We start from the raw sequence: 18147 nt of genomic DNA, 5'->3' as shown, positions 1-18147 counted from the left end.
CAAAGCAGCCTCGATAGTGTTGGCAATAGTCATCAATAAAGCTAACGGTTGCGACCGGATCTCGTTGCTCAAGCATAGGTCAGCTAGAATCACAGCTATTCCCAAGTTAATTTCTTCTCACCGTAGTAACAAAAGAAGGATTAAGGAGAAAAGTGGGAGCGGAATGCCACGCTTCTGAATCCGATTCCCAGCGAAGTGAAGGGTCGCGATGGGGATATCTGACCTACGATGAATGACCTTGCTTGACTCAGCACAAGCTGCTGCCCAGCTTCGTTACTATGCGGCAGCAGCTTGTGCTGTCGTCGCCATGCAGGTGCTCTTTGCGGCGATCGCGGCGGTACAATAGAACTTAAATAGACTAGCGACTAGATTCTGCAACTTTTTGGGAGAGGCTATAGCGGCCTTTAGGACCCCGATACCACTGCCCCTCTTTAGCTCCAGTGGAAAGAATGTTTAACATGCGGTTGCGAGCAATGGTGCGCACCTCTTGAGGGATCGCCTCGACAAAAATCTCATCAACCAGGTCAGGCACACTTAGGAGCTCCTCTGGCCGCCGCTGGAACACAGCTGTGATCGCTGTGGGTAGAGAAGTTTGACGAAAGGTAGGTTGCAGGTAATCCTGCCAGTTGTTCGATCGTTTTCCTGGCTTACCTGCTTTAGTGCCTTGAGGTGCTTTGCTGCTTTTCGCTGCTGCCTGGGGCTTAGAAGCAGAACCGCGTTGCTTGGGTTTTACCTCCTCCGGCTCTTCAGCAGCGGGAACAGGAGTCGGTGCTGAGGTATCTGAAGCAGAAGCGATATCCTCTGTAGTGACTTCAGCAGGAGCGGCAGTATCTTCTTTTACCTGGGAGGAAGCCAAAGTGGGAGATGAGGTAGTAAACAGGTCAATCACAGTCTGGAGACTTTGGCGTTTCTCTCGAACTGCTGCGAGCTGTGTGGTGAGTTCTGCTTCTTGGGCGGCGAGGGTGGCATCGGCTTCGAGCAAGTTAGCTAGGATGCTAGGAGAAGCAGGATGAGATGTGGAAGAATTGACCATAAGGAAGTGCTGTGTCAGCCATTTTGATTCAAGAGCATCATACAAAGCTCTTGTCTTTTCAGGAAGCCCCGGAAGTAGTATTCCAGAGAGAAGGCAATGCTCAAAATTAGTAATGATGAGGTAATGAGATCCTTAGCTTGTAAGAGTTTCATCGGTAGAGGATATATATCTTTAGCACCACCCTTATAGAACCCATTTGAGATCTTAGGAAGGGACTGCAAGCCGCTTGAGCATCAGCCTCACGAAACAGAGATTGAGTTTGGTCGTGGCATGAGATAAGGTTCGCTCAAAGTTTTTTACCAGACTTTTACAACGTTCCATCCAAGCATTTGAGCGTTCAACCACCCATCGAGCCCCTGCTGGTACAAATCCTGTTTTCCCTTGTGCAGCCTTCTCTTGCTTTGAGGGTTTGGTGGAAAGCTCAAACCTGACCTTCGTCATCATCTGAGGATAAACCTGCTCTAACTCCTCAATCAAATGCTCTACATGATAACCGTGGTCTAATAAAATCGTAATCTTCGGAATGTTCACAGGCTTTGACTTGAAGTAATCGATGTTCAAGCTCAGCATCTCCAGCAATCCTGCGTCATCCGAGACATTGGCAGGGGTACAGTGCGTAAAGAAGGGGAATCCTAGCGTATCAACGGCAAGATGCCGCTTAATCCCATTGGTGGCCTTGTAGAAACAAAATCCTTTCGAGTTCACACTGGCATTACAGGTATTCTTGACCGCTTGCGAGTCAATGATGATGAGTCGAGTCCATTTAGGCTTTTTTTACCCGTTCTCGCACCTGTGCATGTAACGTCTCCATGAGAGTTTCGATGGCTCCTGCATCTCGCCACTGTTTGTAGTGCCAGTAGACGGTTGAGTACGGTGGCAGGTCTTTGGGTAAGTCTTCCCAATTGCAGCCATTCTTGAGTTGGTAGAGGAAGCCATCGATGAGTTCTCGTTTACTCCAATCAGACGGTCTTGTTCGTTTCTTTTGAGGCAAGATTTGCGGTAACAGGGGTTCAAGAATTGCCCATTCTTCATCGCTAAGACTGCTGGAATAAGGCATGGTTGCTGGGTTAAAGAGTTGCCAGTACCTTAATTTACGTCCGCAAAGATGTCAAATGGGTTCTATATGAAGCGTTTGCAGAGGTTAGAACAGAATCGAACCACGTTATGTCAGGCTCAACTTCGTTTTTCTATCCACGTGATAAGGATAAGCGTTTAAGTGTATTGCTAAAGTGATTTGAATTAAGAGGTAACCATTCTGGAATGCAGCGTTAGCGTAATACATTGCCACCCTGACGTACAGGTGATTACTAGTTTAAGGTTCTGGTGCCTACAACCTGTTGGCTAAAATCGGCTAGACCACCCAACAAATCGATCGTCGGACTCAGCACATGGCAAACGAACCCAAAAATAATTTTAGTGGCGCAACTTTCAATGCTCCGATTAACTTCGGCGATAATCCCACAGGTAACTTCATCGGCACTCAAAATAACTACGCCACCGATCCAGAAGTACAAGGTGTAATTACCGACCTGCAAAGTCTCCTGCCTCAACTCCAGTCCCAACATCCCCAGGTCAAAACTGAAACTGAAGCTCTCACAATCCTCGACGCAGAATTTACTGAAATCAAGCAGTCCAGAACCCATCGATTGGCGACCTTGCGTAAACAACTCCTCAATCCCGAACGGCATCTGCAAGCAACAAAAGCAGCGTTGGGAGAAATCGCCAAACACTACCTGGAAGAAAGTGTTTGGGCAAAAGCTGGGCTTACCTATCTCGACAAACTCAGCGAAGAAGCCAACCACGGAGCCTGAATTGTTGAGATTAGAAGGCGAGCGTTGAAGAGATTATGCAAGGGGCAAATCATTGATGCAACAGGCGAGCGTTGCCCGGATTCGTCTTCGCAATGATGCAGAGGCACATCTAAGTTCTACGACAATAAGGTTCAGCGGTGGAATATAGCATTGCGTTTTATCCGGTCAGCGATCGCGGGTTCGTCGGCGGAGATGATCGATCGCTTTGTATCGAGCGGTTCGAATAATCCAGGCGCGAGGAAGATCAGGAATCCCGTTGGTCTGCCACTGATTTACCGCCGCTGCAAACGCTTCTTGTGCCGCTTCTTCAGCCACATCAAAATCTCCCACCAGCCGAATCAGAATGGCAACAATCCGTCCCCATTCAGCTCGGTACGTGTCAGCAATTGCTTGGGCAACATCAGATTTTATGTTTGAAGCCATATCTGACATAAAAAATTTTGACAAGGTGTCGATCTGAGAGATTCCTCCGGAGTTGCGCTTCGTGCTAAACGCCGTTCGACTGACCGATAAAGGAACACGATAACAAAGAACAATTGTACTAAATGATTAAGTTTTGACAAGGTGTCGATTTGAGCGATCGTCGTTCGACTGACTTACAAAGGAAGCAAAGCTTGATCGTACTCAATGAAAATTTTTTTGGTGAAGTGTCGATTTGAGCGATCGCGGTTCGACTTAACCACAAAGGAGGCAACTGAATGAAATACATGCTGCTGATCTACATGGATGAAAACGCCTTGAGCGAAACCGAGCGGGAGCATTGCTATGCAGAATCTGCCCAACTCGCTCAGGAACTCAACGCCAAGGGACAATATCTGTCAACCGCTCCACTTCACCCTGTCGCCACGGCAACCAGTGTCCGAGTGCGTGACGGCAAATCACTGATAACGGATGGCCCCTTTGCGGAAACTCGCGAACAATTGGGTGGTTTTTTCCTCATTGATGCTCAAGATCTCGATGAGGCGATCGCGATCGCGGCTCAGATTCCAGGAGCACGAGTTGGAACTGTTGAAATTCGTCCTGTGCTTGAAGTTGCAGGTTTGCCGAAGCAGCAGTAACCGTACTCTCATTGCGAGGCTGCTTTACCTGTGAGGAGAAGATCAAATAGCCACCCCAAGGGAGACACCAATTCGGAGGATCTATGGCAAATGACATCACCGAAATGACCAATGAAATGCTAATCAGAGAACTGTTAGAAAGGTGGGCAGACGCAACCCGTTTAGGAAGACGTGATGAAGTTCTAATTTCCCATGCATCCGATGTCACAATCTTCGATGTGTTGCCGCCGCTGAAGTATGAGGGAGCCGATGCCTATCGCCAAAGCTGGGACGAGTGGCAACCCACCACTGAAGGTCCGAGTTTATTTGAGATTCACGATCTCAAAATCACGACAGGTCAAGACGTAGCATTCGCGCACTGCTTTATCCAGTGCGGTGGCATTCAACCCAATGGTATGACATTTGAGGAATGGGTACGGGCGACGTTTTGTCTCCGCAAACTGGAGGACGGATGGTGGGTCACTCATCAGCATATTTCAATGCCAATTGGCAGACAGTCAGGAAACAGTTAGCCCAAATCCCAACGACTAAACTTTCTAACCTCAAACCAAGGAGATACTGCAATGCGATTTATGTTGCTGATGATTCCCCAAGGCTACGAGAACGCCGATCCAGGAGTGATGCCTGATGCTAAGGCGGTTGAAGCCATGATGAAATACAACGAAGCGCTTCAGCAAGCTGGCGTCCTAATTGCCCTTGAAGGACTTCACCCACCCTCCATGGGGGCGCGAGTCACATTCAGTGAAGGAAATCCCCAAGTGACGGAAGGAGTGTCCCCAGATGTGAAAGAGGTGCTGGGTGGCTACTGGATGATTCAAGTGAACTCGAAAGAGGAAGCGATCGAATGGGCTGCTCGCTGTCCTGCCTCAAATAACGAGACGATCGAAATCCGTCAAGTGCAGGAATTTGAAGATTTTCCTGAGGATGTTCAAGAAGCCGCTGCTGAGTTCACAGAGTCATTTTCTAATACCACAACTGCAACAGGAACAACCAATGAAGCTGAAATTCGCCAACTGATTAGCAATCAACAGCGTGCGATTTGTGCCAAAGATATTGACCAGATCATGTCCCGCTACACTACTGAAGCTGTGATCTTTGATGTCAAGCCGCCATTTCAAACCAAAGGTAAAGACGCGATTCGCCGATTGTGGGAAGACGGTTTGCCTTGCTTTCCTGACTCTTTGGAAATGGAAACCCGTGATCTCACCATTATCGTGAATGACAATTTAGCGACTGCCCACTGGCTATTTCGCTTTCAAGGCGAACCAGATCATCCTGCGACACAGATGTGGATGCGCGCTACCGCCGTCTGTCAAAAGAATCAGGGCAACTGGCAGATTTTACATGAGCATGTCTCGGTGCCATTGAATCCAGAAACTTCTCAAGCGGTCTTTACTCTCAATCCATAACGAAATCTATTGAACGAATCAAAGGAGTACCTATGAAAATCAATTCGTATCTCATGTTCAACGGCAACTGTGAGGCAGCATTCAAATTTTATGAGCAATGTCTTGGTGGCAAGATCACCATGATGATGACCCACAAGGAAGCACCTTCGGCAGAAAATGTTTCACCGGAGTGGCATGACAAAATTATGCACGCTTGCCTTGATCTAGGAGATCGCCTCCTGATGGGATCTGACTGTCCACCAGGGTATTTTGAAACTCCTCAAGGCTTCTACGTGCAGATTAGTGTTCCCGACCCAGCCAAGGCAGACGATATCTTTCACGCTCTGGCAGAGAACGGAAAAGTCAAGATGCCGATCGCCCAAACCTTTTGGTCTGTTCGATTTGGCATGTTAATTGATCAGTTCGGCACACCGTGAATGGTCAACTGTGAGCAAGTAGTGTGAATCTTGAATCATCCTTCAACTGATACAACTACAACAAACTACACCCGCAAAAACCATGAGTACTCAAATCTTCGTCAATCTCCCTGTTAAGAATCTCCAGCAATCGATCGCGTTTTTTACGCAACTTGGCTTTCAGTTCAATCCTCAATTCACCGATGAGACTGCTACTTGCATGGTTGTCTCCGAAAATATTTCCGTGATGCTCTTGACCCATGAGAAGTTCAAGATGTTCACCCCCAAGCCGATTTGTGATGCCACAAAAAGCACTGAAGTACTGGTGTGCTTATCCGCTGAGAGCCGAGAAAAAGTTGACGAGATGGTCCGCAATGCGATCGCCGCAGGTGGCACAACCTACAACGAACCTCAAGACCACGGGTTTATGTATGCACATGGATTTCAGGATTTAGATGGTCATATTTGGGAGTTGATTTACATGGAACCCAGCGCAGTTGATCAAGCTGAATCTGCTCAGGAATAGAGGTGTGAACCGCGATCGCCATCCTCATTCGACCAGCGATGATGGGTGACGAGAAGATAACAAAGTACAAAGACGCGATCGAGTTCAAGAGCGACGATCACAGAGTCGTGAGTTCCCATCTATTGGGAGATGACGGGCAGTGGCATCACTTCATGACCACTCATTGTCGGCGGAAGCAATAAGACGTACCGTTCCGCTGATGAAACCAAATCCTGCACAAAGACTAAGTCAAAGTATGACACTCAGCATGGTTTGGCTTAGTTACTTGTAGCTAAAGATGCGATCGCTGATCATCCCCAAGAACCGGGGCATCGCAAGCAATACCATTGTCGAAAAAAGCAGTCATGCGATGCCTAATGATTTGCTACTTGGGTGTCGCGTGGATCTTTGGTTTCCTGACTCTTGAAAACTCGCGATTGCGCTTTCCCGCAAGGGAGATTTACAGGTAATCTCCTTTTGGTTTCGTTAATGGCTGTCTATTGTAGAAGACATACGTCGGAGGGATTTACGCTATGCTTCACTTATCAAAGCGTCGCCAGCAGCAAGCACTAATCGCTAGTTTGATCCTCACGCTATCGATTGGCATTGCGCCTATGGCGCTAGCAAAATACCGTCCGCCCAAGCGTCCTTCGGCACCTAGAGTGACAGGAACCAATACAACTCGGGGGGATAATTGCGATCGCAAGGCGGAGGGTAAATTAACTCCCCTGGTGCCGTTTAGCCATATCGGGCAGACGAGTTCCCAGCGTCCAACGTTCGTCTGGTTTGTGCCCGATCGCACTCCCCATCCGTTGCAATTCCGGCTGTTTACTCGCACGGGACAACCGCTCTACAGAACTGAGATGCAGAGCCAGCCAGGGATAATGTCAGTTGCCCTACCCTCACATTTGCCCCAATTAACGATCGGAGAAACCTATAAGTGGCAAGTGGTGTTGGTCTGTAATCCGACAGTTCCTTCGAGGAATGTGATAGCAACGGCAGAAATCGAGGTGGTCGAGCCTGCTGCGTTGTTACAAACTCAACTGGCTACTGCGCAAACACCTCAACAGCGGAGTGACCTGTATGCCGAGGCTGGGCTATGGTATGACGCGATCGCCGCCGCACTCAAAGCTTCTGAGACGGCTCAAAATCAGTCAATCGTGTTGGATTTGCTCGATTCTCTTGCCAGTTCGGAAGCCGAACCGTTGAAAGACTGGAGCGATCGCCTCCTGCAACCGAGAGCCACTCAATCTACACCGCAGACCCCACGATAATGCCAACCTTTCCCCGTCCCCCTACTGACCAAAGTCCGATGTCCCGGTTCCACTCTTTAGCTTATGCGCCCCCAACAAATTGCCCTCTTAGTCTCGCTTCTGGCCTCCCTTCCAGCAGGTCTAGTACTGCCGCTATCCATCACTTCTAACCCAACTCCTGTGGCTCAGGCACAAATTCTTGAGTCCCATGAGACAGAAGCAGACCGTTTGTTCCATCAGGGAGAGCAGCAATTCCATCAGAATCAATATCGAGAAGCGATTGAGTCTTGGCAGCAAGCATTAGCAATCTATCGAGCCGACTCAAACCATAATGCAGAAGCTAATGTATTGGCAAACCTGGGTGCTGCTTACACTTCTCTCTCGCAGCACCAGAAGGCCATTGAGTACTATCAGCAAGCGCTACCGATATACCAGCAAATCCGCGATCGCAATGAGGAAGCTAATATATTGTTGGGTTTGGGAAGCGCTTATTACTTACTCTCGCAGTATTTGAAAGCGAAAGAGTACTATCAGCAAGCGCTACCGATATTCCAGCAAGTCCGCGATCGCAATGAGGAAGCTAATATATTGCTGGGTTTGGGTAATGTTTATAATTCCCTCTCACAGTACCAAAAAGCTGTTGAGTATTATCAGCAAGCGCTACCGATATTCCAGCAAGTCCGCGATCGCAATGGCGAAGCTCAGGCATTGCTGAATCTAGGGGGTCCTTATTTTTCCTTTTCGCAATATGAGAAAGCGAACGAATACTCTCAGCAAGCGCTACCGATATTCCAGCAAGTCCGCGATCGCAATGGCGAAGCTCAGGCATTGGCAAACCTTGGTACTGCTTACAATTCCCTCTCACAGTACCAAAAAGCTGTTGAGTATTATCAGCAGGCGCTACCGATACATCAGCAAGTCCGCGATCGCAATGGCGAAGCTACGGCATTGATGAATCTGGGTAATGCTTACGCTTTTCTCTCGCAGTACGAGAGAGCGAAGGAATACTATCAGCAAGCGCTACCGATATTCCAGCAAATAGGCAATCGCAATGGGGAGGCAATGTCACTAGCAAATCTGGGTAATACTTACGATTCTCTCTCGCAGTACGAGAAAGCGAAGGAATACTATCAGCAAGCGCTACCGATATTCCAGCAGATAGGCAATCGCAATGGGGAAGATGGTGCATTGATGAGTCTGGGTAATGCTTACGATTCTCTCTCGCAGTACGAGAAAGCGAAGGAATACTACCGGCAGGCGCTACCAGTATTCCAGCAAGTTCGCGATCGCAATGGCGAAGCTCAGGCATTGCTGAATCTAGGGGGTGCTTACGATTCTCTCTCGCAGTACGAGAAAGCGAAGGAATACTACCGGCAGGCGCTACCAGTATTCCAGCAAGTTCGCGATCGCAAAGGCGAAGCTCAGGCATTGCTGCTTTTTGGTAATGCTTACGCTTTTCTCTCGCAGTACGAGAAAGCGAAGGAATGCTATCAGCAAGCGCTACTGATATTCCAGCAAATAGACGATCGCAGTGGGGAAGGTACAACTCTAAATAACCTAGGTTCTACGCTTTTTGCGACAGGAAGTATTACTGCTGCTGAGAAAACTTTAGTTGCAGCGATCAAGATTTGGGAATCGCTGCGATCTGAATTGGTAGACGAACACAAAGTTTCGATCTTTGAAGGGCAGGCGAGAAGTTACCGAACCTTGCAAGAAGTATTGATTGCTCAGAACAAAGTAGAGGCTGCGCTGGAAATAGCAGAGCGGGGTCGAGCCCGGGCTTTTGTTGAACTATTATCGCAGAGGCTAGGAAGTCAGCAGCCAGCAAGTCAGATTCAGGAAGTAATCCAAGCACCTGACATTCAGCAAATACGGCAAATTGCGAAAGCTCAGAATGCTACCTTAGTGCAGTATTCCATCATTTATGACGACTTCCAGATTCAGGGTAAGCAAACATCACGGGAATCAGCACTTTACATTTGGGTGATCCAGCCCACAGGTGAAATCACCTTCCGCCAAGTTGATCTCAAACCCCTCTGGCAACAGCACAACGCCTCTCTAATCAGCTTCATCATTAACCATCAAGAATCCGAGAGTCTTCGTAGTCGTAGTCGCAGCAGCGGTCGCTCCACAAAATCCGAACCCAACTTCAACTTACAACGTCTGCATCAGCAACTGATTGATCCCATTGCCAACCTCCTTCCCAAAAACCCTAACGCCCATGTCATTTTCATTCCTCAAGGTTCCCTATTCCAAGTGCCCTTTCCCGCCTTGCAAGATGCCAACGGCACTTACCTAATTCAAAAACACACCATCCTCACTGCCCCCTCGATTCAGGTTTTGGCACTCACCCGACAACAACAGCAGAAGTTAGCCAACGAGCTAGCCAACCGTCACGGCAACGCTCTCGTGCTGGGCAATCCTACCATGCCCCAGGTCTCCCTGTCGCCCGGAGAGCCGAAACAAACCTTGTCGCCCCTTCCCGAAGCCGAAACCGAAGCCATAGCGGTCGCCAGAATGCTCAACACTCAAGCCATCATCGGTCCTCAAGGAACCAAAGCCGCCATCACTCAAAAAATGCCTCAAGCATCGATCATTCACCTCGCTACTCATGGATTGCTGGATAACGTGCAGGGATTGGGTAGCGCGATCGCCCTGGCTCCCTCTGGCAACGATGACGGCTTATTGACCGCAGCAGAAATCTTAGACATGAAACTGCAAGCAAGCTTAGTTGTTTTGAGCGCCTGCAACACCGGAGAAGGCAGAATTACCGGAGATGGCGTGATTGGTTTGTCGCGATCGCTGATTGCCGCAGGGGTGCCGAGTGTGATTGTTTCCCTCTGGGCAGTTCCCGATGCGCCGACCGCAGAATTGATGCAGACGTTTTATAAAAACCTTCAGAATAATCCAAATAAGGCGCAGGCATTGCGGCAGGCCATGCTAACCACCATGAAAAACCATCCCCAGCCACGAAATTGGGCAGCGTTTACGCTGATCGGAGAAGCAGAGTAACGCTGCTCTGAAAGACGATCGCATCAGACAGATGAAGGCAACCCCTGCCGTATCTACCTAACCCTATCCACCTAAAACATATCTCTCTCGATCCAACATCATCACGGAGTTTTGGTTCACGGTTGAAACCCACAAGTAGACATGTCAGGAGGCTCTAGTATGCGACATCAGTCAAATCGACAGTCAAATCGACCTACTCTAGGTATCATATTCATTCTCTTGGGGTTGGCACTCGCTGGTTTCCTTCACGTTCCTCGTCTAATCTCTTCGTATCAGTTTCAACAAGGACTCACGTCGTATGAGGAAGGAGATTATCAAGAGTCTGCGTTAGCTTTTCGTCAGGTCATTAAGTACGATTCAGATAATGCAGATGCTTATTACAATCTAGGGTTGGCGCTCAACCAAGCAGGGGAACTCGATCAAGCGATCGCCGCTTACCGAAAATCCCTTGAATTGACTCCCGAAAACCCAGAAGATGTTTATCTCAGCCTTGGTTATGCCTTGCAGGACCGTGGCAGGAATGACGAAGCGATCGCGGCTTATCAAAACACGATTGAGCTGAATCCGCGCAGTGCCGAGGCCTACACGAATTTAGCTGCTCTACTGTATCAGCGAGCTGACATTGACGGAGCGATTACAGCCGCTCGCAAAGCGGTTGAACTAAGGCCCAATAACGCAGAAGCTTTGGTGACGCTTGGAGCAGCTTTATCGGATCATGGGCATCTGGAACAAGCCAGCACCAAGCTAAAGCGGGCAATCGAGCTGAAGCCAAATAGTGCGATAGCCCATAGTAACCTAGGGTCAGTCTTGAGTCAGCAGCAGCAAACAGACAAAGCGATCGCTGAATACCAAAAAGCAATTGAGCTAGACCCGAAGTTAGCGATCGCCCACAGCAACCTGGGATTGGTCTTATCTAAACAAGGAAAGCAAAGTGAGGCACTGACTGAGGCTGAGAAGGCAGTAGAACTTGATTCAAAATCGCCCAAGTCTCACTATGCTCTGGGGGCAGTGCTATTAGCTCAAAATCAGCTACCCGAGGCAATCTCAGCGCTGGAGCAAGCCGTTGCACTGAGCTACCACGATGCTGAGTCTCACTTTCTCTTAGGAATTGCTCTACATGTTGATCGACAGGAGTCAAACGGAATTGAGCATCTGAGACAGGCAGAAGAACTCTCTAAAGCACAGGGCAAGGTGAGCCTAACGAAGCAGGTTGAGCAAGCGTTACAAGACATTGAGGAGGTATCGTTATAACGCGGAGAGATGGAATAGAACCCCTCCAACACAGAACTGAGGGTTAACTACGATAAAAACTACGATCCTACCAACGCCTCCACTCTAAAACTCATCGCCTCTCAGCCCAAAATCATCGCGGAGTTTTACTTCACTATGCCCCCTCAGTTGAAACGATTCAAACGAGTAAGCCATAGCGCTAAACGGGTTTTCCTCGGTGTTATTTCCTGTATGCTTTGCCTGCTGCTATCTGAGCCATTTCTGATTGCTTTAGGGCAACCCAGAGTCAGGGTAATACCGTCAGATTTAGTTGAAGATAGCAAAGTTCAGATATTGGCTCAAACTGCCACCTCTCCTGTAGATGGTAAACCAGAACCGCGAGTGTTAGTTGCGGAAGTCGTGGTGCAGGGCGCATCGGGAAAGCTACAAGAAATTGCTTATCAATCGATCGTCACCAAATCGGGGCAGGTGACAACACGATCGCAACTCCATGGGGATATCGACGCCATCTACAAAACAGGCTGGTTTAGCAACGTCAAGGTGGAGCCAGAAGACACTCCTACAGGCGTGCGAGTCACATTCATTGTGCAGCCTAATCCAGTACTGCATCTGGTAAAAGTTGTGTCGGTTTCAGAGAATCAGCCCGTCTTACCAATAACGGTGGTGGATGAAGTTTTTCGATCGCAGTATGGCAATATCCTCAATCTGCAAACTCTTCAAGCAGGGATTGGCAAACTCAACCAGTGGTATCGCGCCAATGGCTACATTCTTACACCTGTGTCAGATCAGCCAACGGTGTCTCAGGACGGCGTTGTAACGTTAAAAGTTGCGGAAGAGGTGCTTACACATCCTTTTGCTTCCACAGAAGACAGACCTGAGCGCGTGATTAAAGCAGAGGCAGATTTACAACGGGCGCGAGCCCAAAAAAATCCGATCGCCGAAGCCACAGCACTGCGAACCCTTGCCGAGGCGAAATCTGATGTTGCGCTCTACCAAACAGCTCTCAAGCTCTCACAAACATCCCGCGATCAAGCGGGAGAAGCAGAAGCACTGAAGGGATTGGCTTATCTCTACAACAGTCAAGCCAAGCTCAAAACAAACGACAGTAACAACGGCAATAATCAACAGTCCATTGATAAAGACAAGAAAAAGCAAGCGATTTCGACTTATCAAGCTGCGCTCAAGATTTATCAAAAGCTCAATAATGACACTCAAGTTGCCATCATCTTGAACAATATTGGCTATCTTTTCCAAGAATTGGAGGATTATCCAGCGGCGATCGCCACTTACCGCCAAGCCGCACCGCTGTTCCAAAAATTAAAGCAACCCTTCTGGCAAGCACTAACCCTGGGTCATCTAGCGGCAAGCTACCGAGAAATCGATGAGATTGATCAATCTTTGGCGGCCCACCAGCAGGCTCTATTGCTTTGGCAATTTCTGCGAGAGCACCCCAACCAGCTCCAATCGTCGTCATTGTTAACCAGCGTCGATCAACCGGGCGATCGCCAAAGTCATATAGGTGCCTCCTGGACATACTCCCCCAAAACTGGCTTCCGAGGTGATATTCAGTTCTACATTGGCACCGATAACCTGCGAAAAAGCAGCCTTGCCGATGTGCATCTGCTGGAAGCAATGTCGCTCTTTAATGTGGGTGGTATTTACCAAGTCGTTGGGGATTATCAGCAAGCACTCTACACCTTCAAATCGTCTTTATCCCTCTTCCAAACTCCCTCCCTCTTTCAATCTCTCCTCGAAAATGCTTCCGCTACTTCTCAAGAAGACCGGAAACTCCTGACTGAATTCATTCCTGAACTGACCGATGCAGGCGAAGCCTTTCTGATGAGTACGCTCTACGCGGATATCGGTTGGCAGCAGAAAGCGCAGAGTTATCGCGATCGGGCGTTAACGAAAGGACGCATCGTGGCTGAAAAAACGCTAGAGAAAATTGCGATTATTAATAAATCGCCTGAGCTAAAGAACCTCTTGCCTGTGATGAAATCCCTATTGCTAAGTGTACTGGCAACCGCTAGCAGCAATTCCTCTAACACACAGTTCAACCAGACGCTGATCAACTGGCTTAATCAGTCCATCCCAATTTTTCAACAAGCCCTTGCCAAACGACCGGAATATAAAACTCAATTTCAACCGTTTCTTCCGTGGCTAGATGTGTTCTACCACTACACACAGGGTGAGGAATTGGCCAAAGCAAACAAACCTCAGCAAGCAGTGCAGGCTTATCATCAAGCACTGACGCAGTGGAAAACCCTGGCACCGCGCGATCTGCAAAGTGCGACAATTCAGGTGAATTTGTTCTCTAAAGGTACTAATTTTACAGACACGTCCACGATCGCATCTTTGGGCATCATGCCGTTAGTCTCAGAGGTTTTCGCTCAAGCACAATACGTCTACCATGCTAAAACCTATACTGCCCTGGGTAAGGCACTGCTGGCGTTAGGTAAACCTCAGGAGTCAGTTGAGGCGCACCAGCAAGCCGTGCAGATTTTGCAGGGGCGTCAGGCTCCAAAACCTTCTCGCCCCCAGCCAGCCAACGCGCTCGACCAGTTTTGGCGAAGCCTGTGGACGCTCTTTTGGGCAAAAATACCCGATGGTGCGACTGCTGATGCGTTTTTCCAATTGGGCAAAGCCTACGCTGCAAATCAACAGAACGCTTCGGCGCTGGAAGCCTATAATCTCGCCCTACCGCTGTGGCGCAAAGCTGATAATAGTTTGCAGGAGGCTGATACTTATTGGGAAATGGCGATCGTTCAACGGCAGCAAGGCAATTTAACCGAAGCAAAAACGCACATTGAAACAGCAATTGATCGAATTGAGTCAGATAAAGCGCAAATTAGCCACCAACAGCAGAAGGGGAGTAACAAACCTGTGCTGTCTCAGAAACCTAGCCCTTACAAGTCCTACCTCAACCTGGCAGATTACCTCGCCTCAAAGCATAACTACTACGGGTTTTACATTGATTTGCTAATGCAACTGCACCAGCAGGCGCCCACTGCTGGCTATGAGAAATTGGCTTTTCAAGCCAGTGAACGATCGCACGCCCGCAGCCTTCGTGCCATGGTGAATCGCGCCTCGCGCCCCAGTACGGCAAACTCATCTACCTCTCCAGCCAAGTTGCAAGCCATTCAACTCGCTCAACCCTTGCCCCTGCAAGATCTACAACAGCAGTTGGATGACAAAACTATTCTGCTGGAATATTCTTTAGGTAAAGAACGCAGCTATCTGTGGGCAGTAACCTCAAAGACACTGCAAACCTACAATTTGCCAAAACAGTCTGAGATCGAAGCTGTATCGCGGGAGTTTATTGAATTGATGCAGTCACCACTCTATCGAGTGGGCGATCGCCGTGATGCCGCTCCACAAGCTTCTCCTAATACTGTTGAAACCGATGCCACTGCTCAACTAAGCCGGATGCTCCTAAAACCTGTTGCAGAGCAATTGGGCGACAAACGGCTGTTGATCGTCAGCGATGGCATTTTGCATTACTTGCCGTTTGCAGCCTTACCCAAGCCCGGAACCACTGAAGAAAATCAGGTTCCTCTATTGGTCGATCATGAAATTGTGAGTTTACCTTCTGCCTCAATGCAGATTGGGTTACAGCATCGAGCTAATGCTGAGACACCCATGAAAACCTTAGCAATGCTGGCAGATCCCATTTTTAGTCGCGAGGATCAACGTCTCCAACATCGCTCTCCCAATCGCACTACCGATGTTGAAACCCTTTATCCGCGCTTACCCGCCACGCGGCAGGAGGCGAATCAGATTGTGGCGCTAGTTCCCCCCTCTAAGACGCTGACGAAATTGGACACTGCTGCCAGCCGTCAAATTGCCATGAGTCCAGAGTTAGCGCAGTATCGAATCGTTCATTTTGCTAGCCACGGCATTCTCAATAGCCAGAATCCACAGCGATCGGGCATGGTGCTGTCAATTGTCGATGACCAAGGAGCGCTTCAACGCAGTCTACTGTCTACCGCTGATGCGTTTAACCTGAAGTTATCAGCAGATTTGGTAGTCCTGAGTGGGTGTACTACCGCGTTGGGCAAAGAGATTCAGGGTGAGGGGTTAATTGGTCTGACCGAAGGATTGATGTATGCAGGTGCCAAGCAAGTCGTTGCGGGGTTGTGGGATGTGAATGATGACTCCACAGCTCTGCTCATGACTCACTTTTATCAAGGGATGTTGAGCCAAGGTTTACCACCCGTTGCTGCCCTGAGATCCGCACAAATCAAACTATGGCAAAGCCAGGATTGGCAAGCCCCTTACTATTGGGCTGCCTTTACCCTGCAAGGGAGTTGAAAAGGGTGGTGCTGAATAGCAGGATGAATTGGAACGAAACTTCAATTCATCCAACCCCCAATTCATACCTTGATGAATAAATAGCGAATAATCGGCCCAGAATTTTATATTTTTCTTAAATAAATCGTGATGGGAAGATCATGCAAATCTTGGTAGATACACCAACCAAGTTAGTTATCCAGGTTCGTGACGTTGAATATTCAAAACCTGGAAGAGTAATTAATATCGTTTGCTTGGTTATATCTGCAATTATCTTTTTTTACCTAATCAACCTGGCTAAGGGACATCTTTTAATTTCTCTATTGATTGCTTTAGTTGGGAGTAGCCCAATTTTTTTTATAAATAATGTTTGGCTAGGTAGACAAAATAAGTTTTTCACTTTCGATCAATCACTCGAAAAACTAGTAGTGGAGCGACAAAATAATTTTGTGCTTAAAGCAACGTGTGTATCAGGAATATTCCTGATCATACTTTTCACACTAAGCCCTTTGAGTAAAACAAAATATACAAACATTGCGGATATTGTTGGCATTCTCTTTATTACTTTAATATTAAGCGCCACGGCTCTAGTTCTGTTTGGTTTTTTCAGTCTGTTATTTCATAGATTAGTAACAAAATTAATCAGACGACAATATCTTTTTTCATCTAAAGTTAGAGTGGGCGAGTGTTGGCTATGTCATATCAACGATGTAAAAGTTCAATGTTCAACATTTGTTGGTAGCTATGGAGTTGTTGTGGAACAGTGCAAGATTATATTGTCAGGTGCGCTACAGGTTGAGATAGAAACTGACTTCGATGAAGCATGTAATAAACAACTAGCACAACACATAGCCAATCGAATTAAAGTTTTCTTGGCTAAATAGGACAATTCTCTCTGCTGTTCAGAAAAGCATGTGACGCTATTGCAGCGATCGCAGGCTAGCATCATCGCTACAACTACTTGTTAATACAAGCTTCAGCTTCGCTGTTCATCCACAGCAACGCAGCTAATTGCTAAATTTGCGATCGACGGAGATCACAAATAATGACTCCGGTAGACAATCCCCTAGAAGGTAGTATTGACCCTTCAAGTTGCACTTTCCCGCAAGCACGCTTACGCACTTCCTACCATGCAATTTGTGGGTAGAACGAATGCCCTCTCAGCCCATCTTACTTAAGCTTTAAACCAAGCACTCAACATTCTTATCTACCGTAATCCTTCCTGAGCTGCGGTTATCTACACTCATTTGCCTTTGTTTCGTCTCCGCGATCGCGTTTGTTTCGTCTCCGCGATCGCGATCGTCTCATAGCAGCGGTCGCAGTTGCTTCCGTTAAGCAACCTCATTCCAATTTTCAAGGTAAACCATTCTACGCTTACACAGGAGAACTCCTGATGAAATTGGTATCCAAGACTTTTACAGCGCTAAGCACCCTTGCGCTCTCGCTGGGTTTGACTCATGTCGCATTTGCTCTTGACCCGACAACCCTCTATCAGCGATCGAGCCCTGCAGTGGTTTCAATCTCAGCTCCAAATGGCAAATCCTTCAACTACGGAAGTGGATTTATTGCCGATTCTAAAGGGTTGATTCTGACCAATCAGCATGTAGTTGGAAAAAACAAACAAGTTGCGATTAAGTTAGCTGATGGCTCCATTTATTCAGGCATTGTAGTGTCTCGGAGTGCGCAAGTTGACTTAGCCCTTGTCCAGATCCGCCCTGAAAAACCGCTTCCAAGTTTGAGCATTCAAGCTGTGCCTCCCAAAATTGGGCAAAAGGCTTATGCGATCGGCGATCCCAAGGGTTTAGAGAGAAGCCTCAGCGATGGCATTGTCAGCCGTATCGATTACAGTGGTCTGATTCAATTTACCGCAACTGCGAGTTTTGGAAGTTCTGGTGGACCTCTGCTGAATGAGGATGGTCAAGTCATTGGGATTGTTCAAGGTGGCAATCCAGGCACCAATCTCAATTTTGCCATCCCCGCTGCTGCCATCAACAATCTACCAGGACAGCGAAGCATTACAGCTCAACAGATTAGCAACTATAGCAATCCTAATCAAGTTGTAAGGATAAGGAGAAGTTATTAGGCTGAGAGAAGGACTCGTAACTAACTCACAAGAAATGGATTCACTCCAGCAATTCATTGCCACCACCA

At 48.0% G+C, this 18147-nt stretch carries 18 protein-coding genes; 13 read left to right on the top strand and 5 right to left on the bottom strand.

The window, feature by feature from the left end:
* Nucleotides 1-358 precede the first annotated feature (358 nt).
* The 3 genes from H6F68_RS11535 to H6F68_RS11525 form a co-directional block, all read right to left on the bottom strand.
* A complete protein-coding gene (locus tag H6F68_RS11535) occupies nt 359-1033 on the bottom strand; it encodes a hypothetical protein (protein ID WP_190559131.1) in 675 nt (224 codons plus the stop codon).
* Between the two features lie 204 nt (nt 1034-1237).
* On the bottom strand, nt 1238-1777 hold the full coding sequence (locus H6F68_RS11530) for a transposase (RefSeq protein WP_399313690.1): 540 nt from the start codon (nt 1775-1777) through the stop codon (nt 1238-1240).
* A gap of 19 nt (nt 1778-1796) precedes the next feature.
* On the bottom strand, nt 1797-2090 hold the full coding sequence (locus H6F68_RS11525; RefSeq protein WP_190559129.1) for a transposase: 294 nt from the start codon (nt 2088-2090) through the stop codon (nt 1797-1799).
* Nucleotides 2091-2421: 331 nt separating this feature from the next.
* On the opposite strand from H6F68_RS11525, the gene H6F68_RS11520 reads away from it, so the two are divergent.
* Complete coding sequence (locus H6F68_RS11520) at nt 2422-2844, top strand: hypothetical protein (RefSeq protein ID WP_190559127.1); 423 nt, start codon at nt 2422-2424, stop codon at nt 2842-2844.
* A 165-nt stretch (nt 2845-3009) separates the two neighbouring features.
* On the opposite strand, the gene H6F68_RS11515 is transcribed toward H6F68_RS11520, so the two are convergent.
* Nucleotides 3010-3267 (bottom strand): sigma factor, encoded by a 258-nt coding sequence (locus H6F68_RS11515; RefSeq protein ID WP_242065458.1) that lies wholly within the window; start codon nt 3265-3267, stop codon nt 3010-3012.
* A gap of 275 nt (nt 3268-3542) precedes the next feature.
* Here H6F68_RS11515 and H6F68_RS11510 point away from each other — a divergent pair, with 275 nt between their 5' ends.
* From H6F68_RS11510 to H6F68_RS11490, 5 genes are all read left to right on the top strand, one after another.
* On the top strand, nt 3543-3902 hold the full coding sequence (locus H6F68_RS11510) for a YciI family protein (protein WP_190552799.1): 360 nt from the start codon (nt 3543-3545) through the stop codon (nt 3900-3902).
* A gap of 83 nt (nt 3903-3985) precedes the next feature.
* Nucleotides 3986-4414, top strand: a complete 429-nt coding sequence (locus tag H6F68_RS11505; RefSeq protein ID WP_199300043.1) for a nuclear transport factor 2 family protein — start codon at nt 3986-3988, stop codon at nt 4412-4414.
* Between the two features lie 51 nt (nt 4415-4465).
* Nucleotides 4466-5311 carry a YciI family protein gene (locus tag H6F68_RS11500; protein ID WP_190559126.1) on the top strand — a complete coding sequence of 282 codons (846 nt, stop codon included), beginning with the start codon at nt 4466-4468 and terminating at the stop codon, nt 5309-5311.
* A gap of 32 nt (nt 5312-5343) precedes the next feature.
* Nucleotides 5344-5727 carry a VOC family protein gene (locus H6F68_RS11495; RefSeq protein WP_190559124.1) on the top strand — a complete coding sequence of 128 codons (384 nt, stop codon included), beginning with the start codon at nt 5344-5346 and terminating at the stop codon, nt 5725-5727.
* A gap of 82 nt (nt 5728-5809) precedes the next feature.
* Nucleotides 5810-6232: a VOC family protein gene (locus H6F68_RS11490; protein WP_190559122.1), complete on the top strand. Its 423-nt coding sequence runs from the start codon at nt 5810-5812 to the stop codon at nt 6230-6232.
* On the opposite strand, the gene H6F68_RS29610 is transcribed toward H6F68_RS11490, so the two are convergent.
* Nucleotides 6223-6351, bottom strand: coding sequence for a hypothetical protein (locus H6F68_RS29610; protein WP_313930088.1), 129 nt, complete (start codon nt 6349-6351; stop codon nt 6223-6225). The two genes, H6F68_RS11490 and H6F68_RS29610, sit on opposite strands and share 10 nt — an antisense overlap.
* Between H6F68_RS29610 and H6F68_RS11485 the strand changes: the two genes are divergently transcribed.
* From H6F68_RS11485 to H6F68_RS11455, 7 genes are all read left to right on the top strand, one after another.
* Entirely contained in the window at nt 6310-6414 is a 105-nt protein-coding gene (locus tag H6F68_RS11485; RefSeq protein ID WP_313930087.1) for a DUF1579 family protein, read from the top strand. The two genes, H6F68_RS29610 and H6F68_RS11485, sit on opposite strands and share 42 nt — an antisense overlap.
* Nucleotides 6415-6744: 330 nt before the next feature.
* Nucleotides 6745-7485, top strand: a complete 741-nt coding sequence (locus tag H6F68_RS11480; RefSeq protein WP_190559117.1) for a DUF928 domain-containing protein — start codon at nt 6745-6747, stop codon at nt 7483-7485.
* 63 nt (nt 7486-7548) lie between these two features.
* A complete protein-coding gene (locus H6F68_RS11475; RefSeq protein ID WP_190559115.1) occupies nt 7549-10476 on the top strand; it encodes a CHAT domain-containing tetratricopeptide repeat protein in 2928 nt (975 codons plus the stop codon).
* A 159-nt stretch (nt 10477-10635) separates the two neighbouring features.
* On the top strand, nt 10636-11727 hold the full coding sequence (locus H6F68_RS11470; protein WP_190559113.1) for a lipopolysaccharide assembly protein LapB: 1092 nt from the start codon (nt 10636-10638) through the stop codon (nt 11725-11727).
* 210 nt (nt 11728-11937) lie between these two features.
* Nucleotides 11938-16017: a CHAT domain-containing protein gene (locus tag H6F68_RS11465; protein ID WP_190559111.1), complete on the top strand. Its 4080-nt coding sequence runs from the start codon at nt 11938-11940 to the stop codon at nt 16015-16017.
* Nucleotides 16018-16157: 140 nt separating this feature from the next.
* Nucleotides 16158-16880 (top strand): hypothetical protein, encoded by a 723-nt coding sequence (locus tag H6F68_RS11460; RefSeq protein ID WP_190559109.1) that lies wholly within the window; start codon nt 16158-16160, stop codon nt 16878-16880.
* Nucleotides 16881-17272: 392 nt separating this feature from the next.
* Nucleotides 17273-18079 carry a S1C family serine protease gene (locus H6F68_RS11455; RefSeq protein WP_190559107.1) on the top strand — a complete coding sequence of 269 codons (807 nt, stop codon included), beginning with the start codon at nt 17273-17275 and terminating at the stop codon, nt 18077-18079.
* The last annotated feature ends 68 nt before the right edge of the window (nt 18080-18147 follow it).

This window comes from Trichocoleus sp. FACHB-262 (assembly GCF_014696035.1).
Taxonomy (GTDB): domain Bacteria; phylum Cyanobacteriota; class Cyanobacteriia; order FACHB-46; family FACHB-46; genus Trichocoleus.
This window is presented reverse-complemented; position numbering and strand designations above follow the sequence as displayed.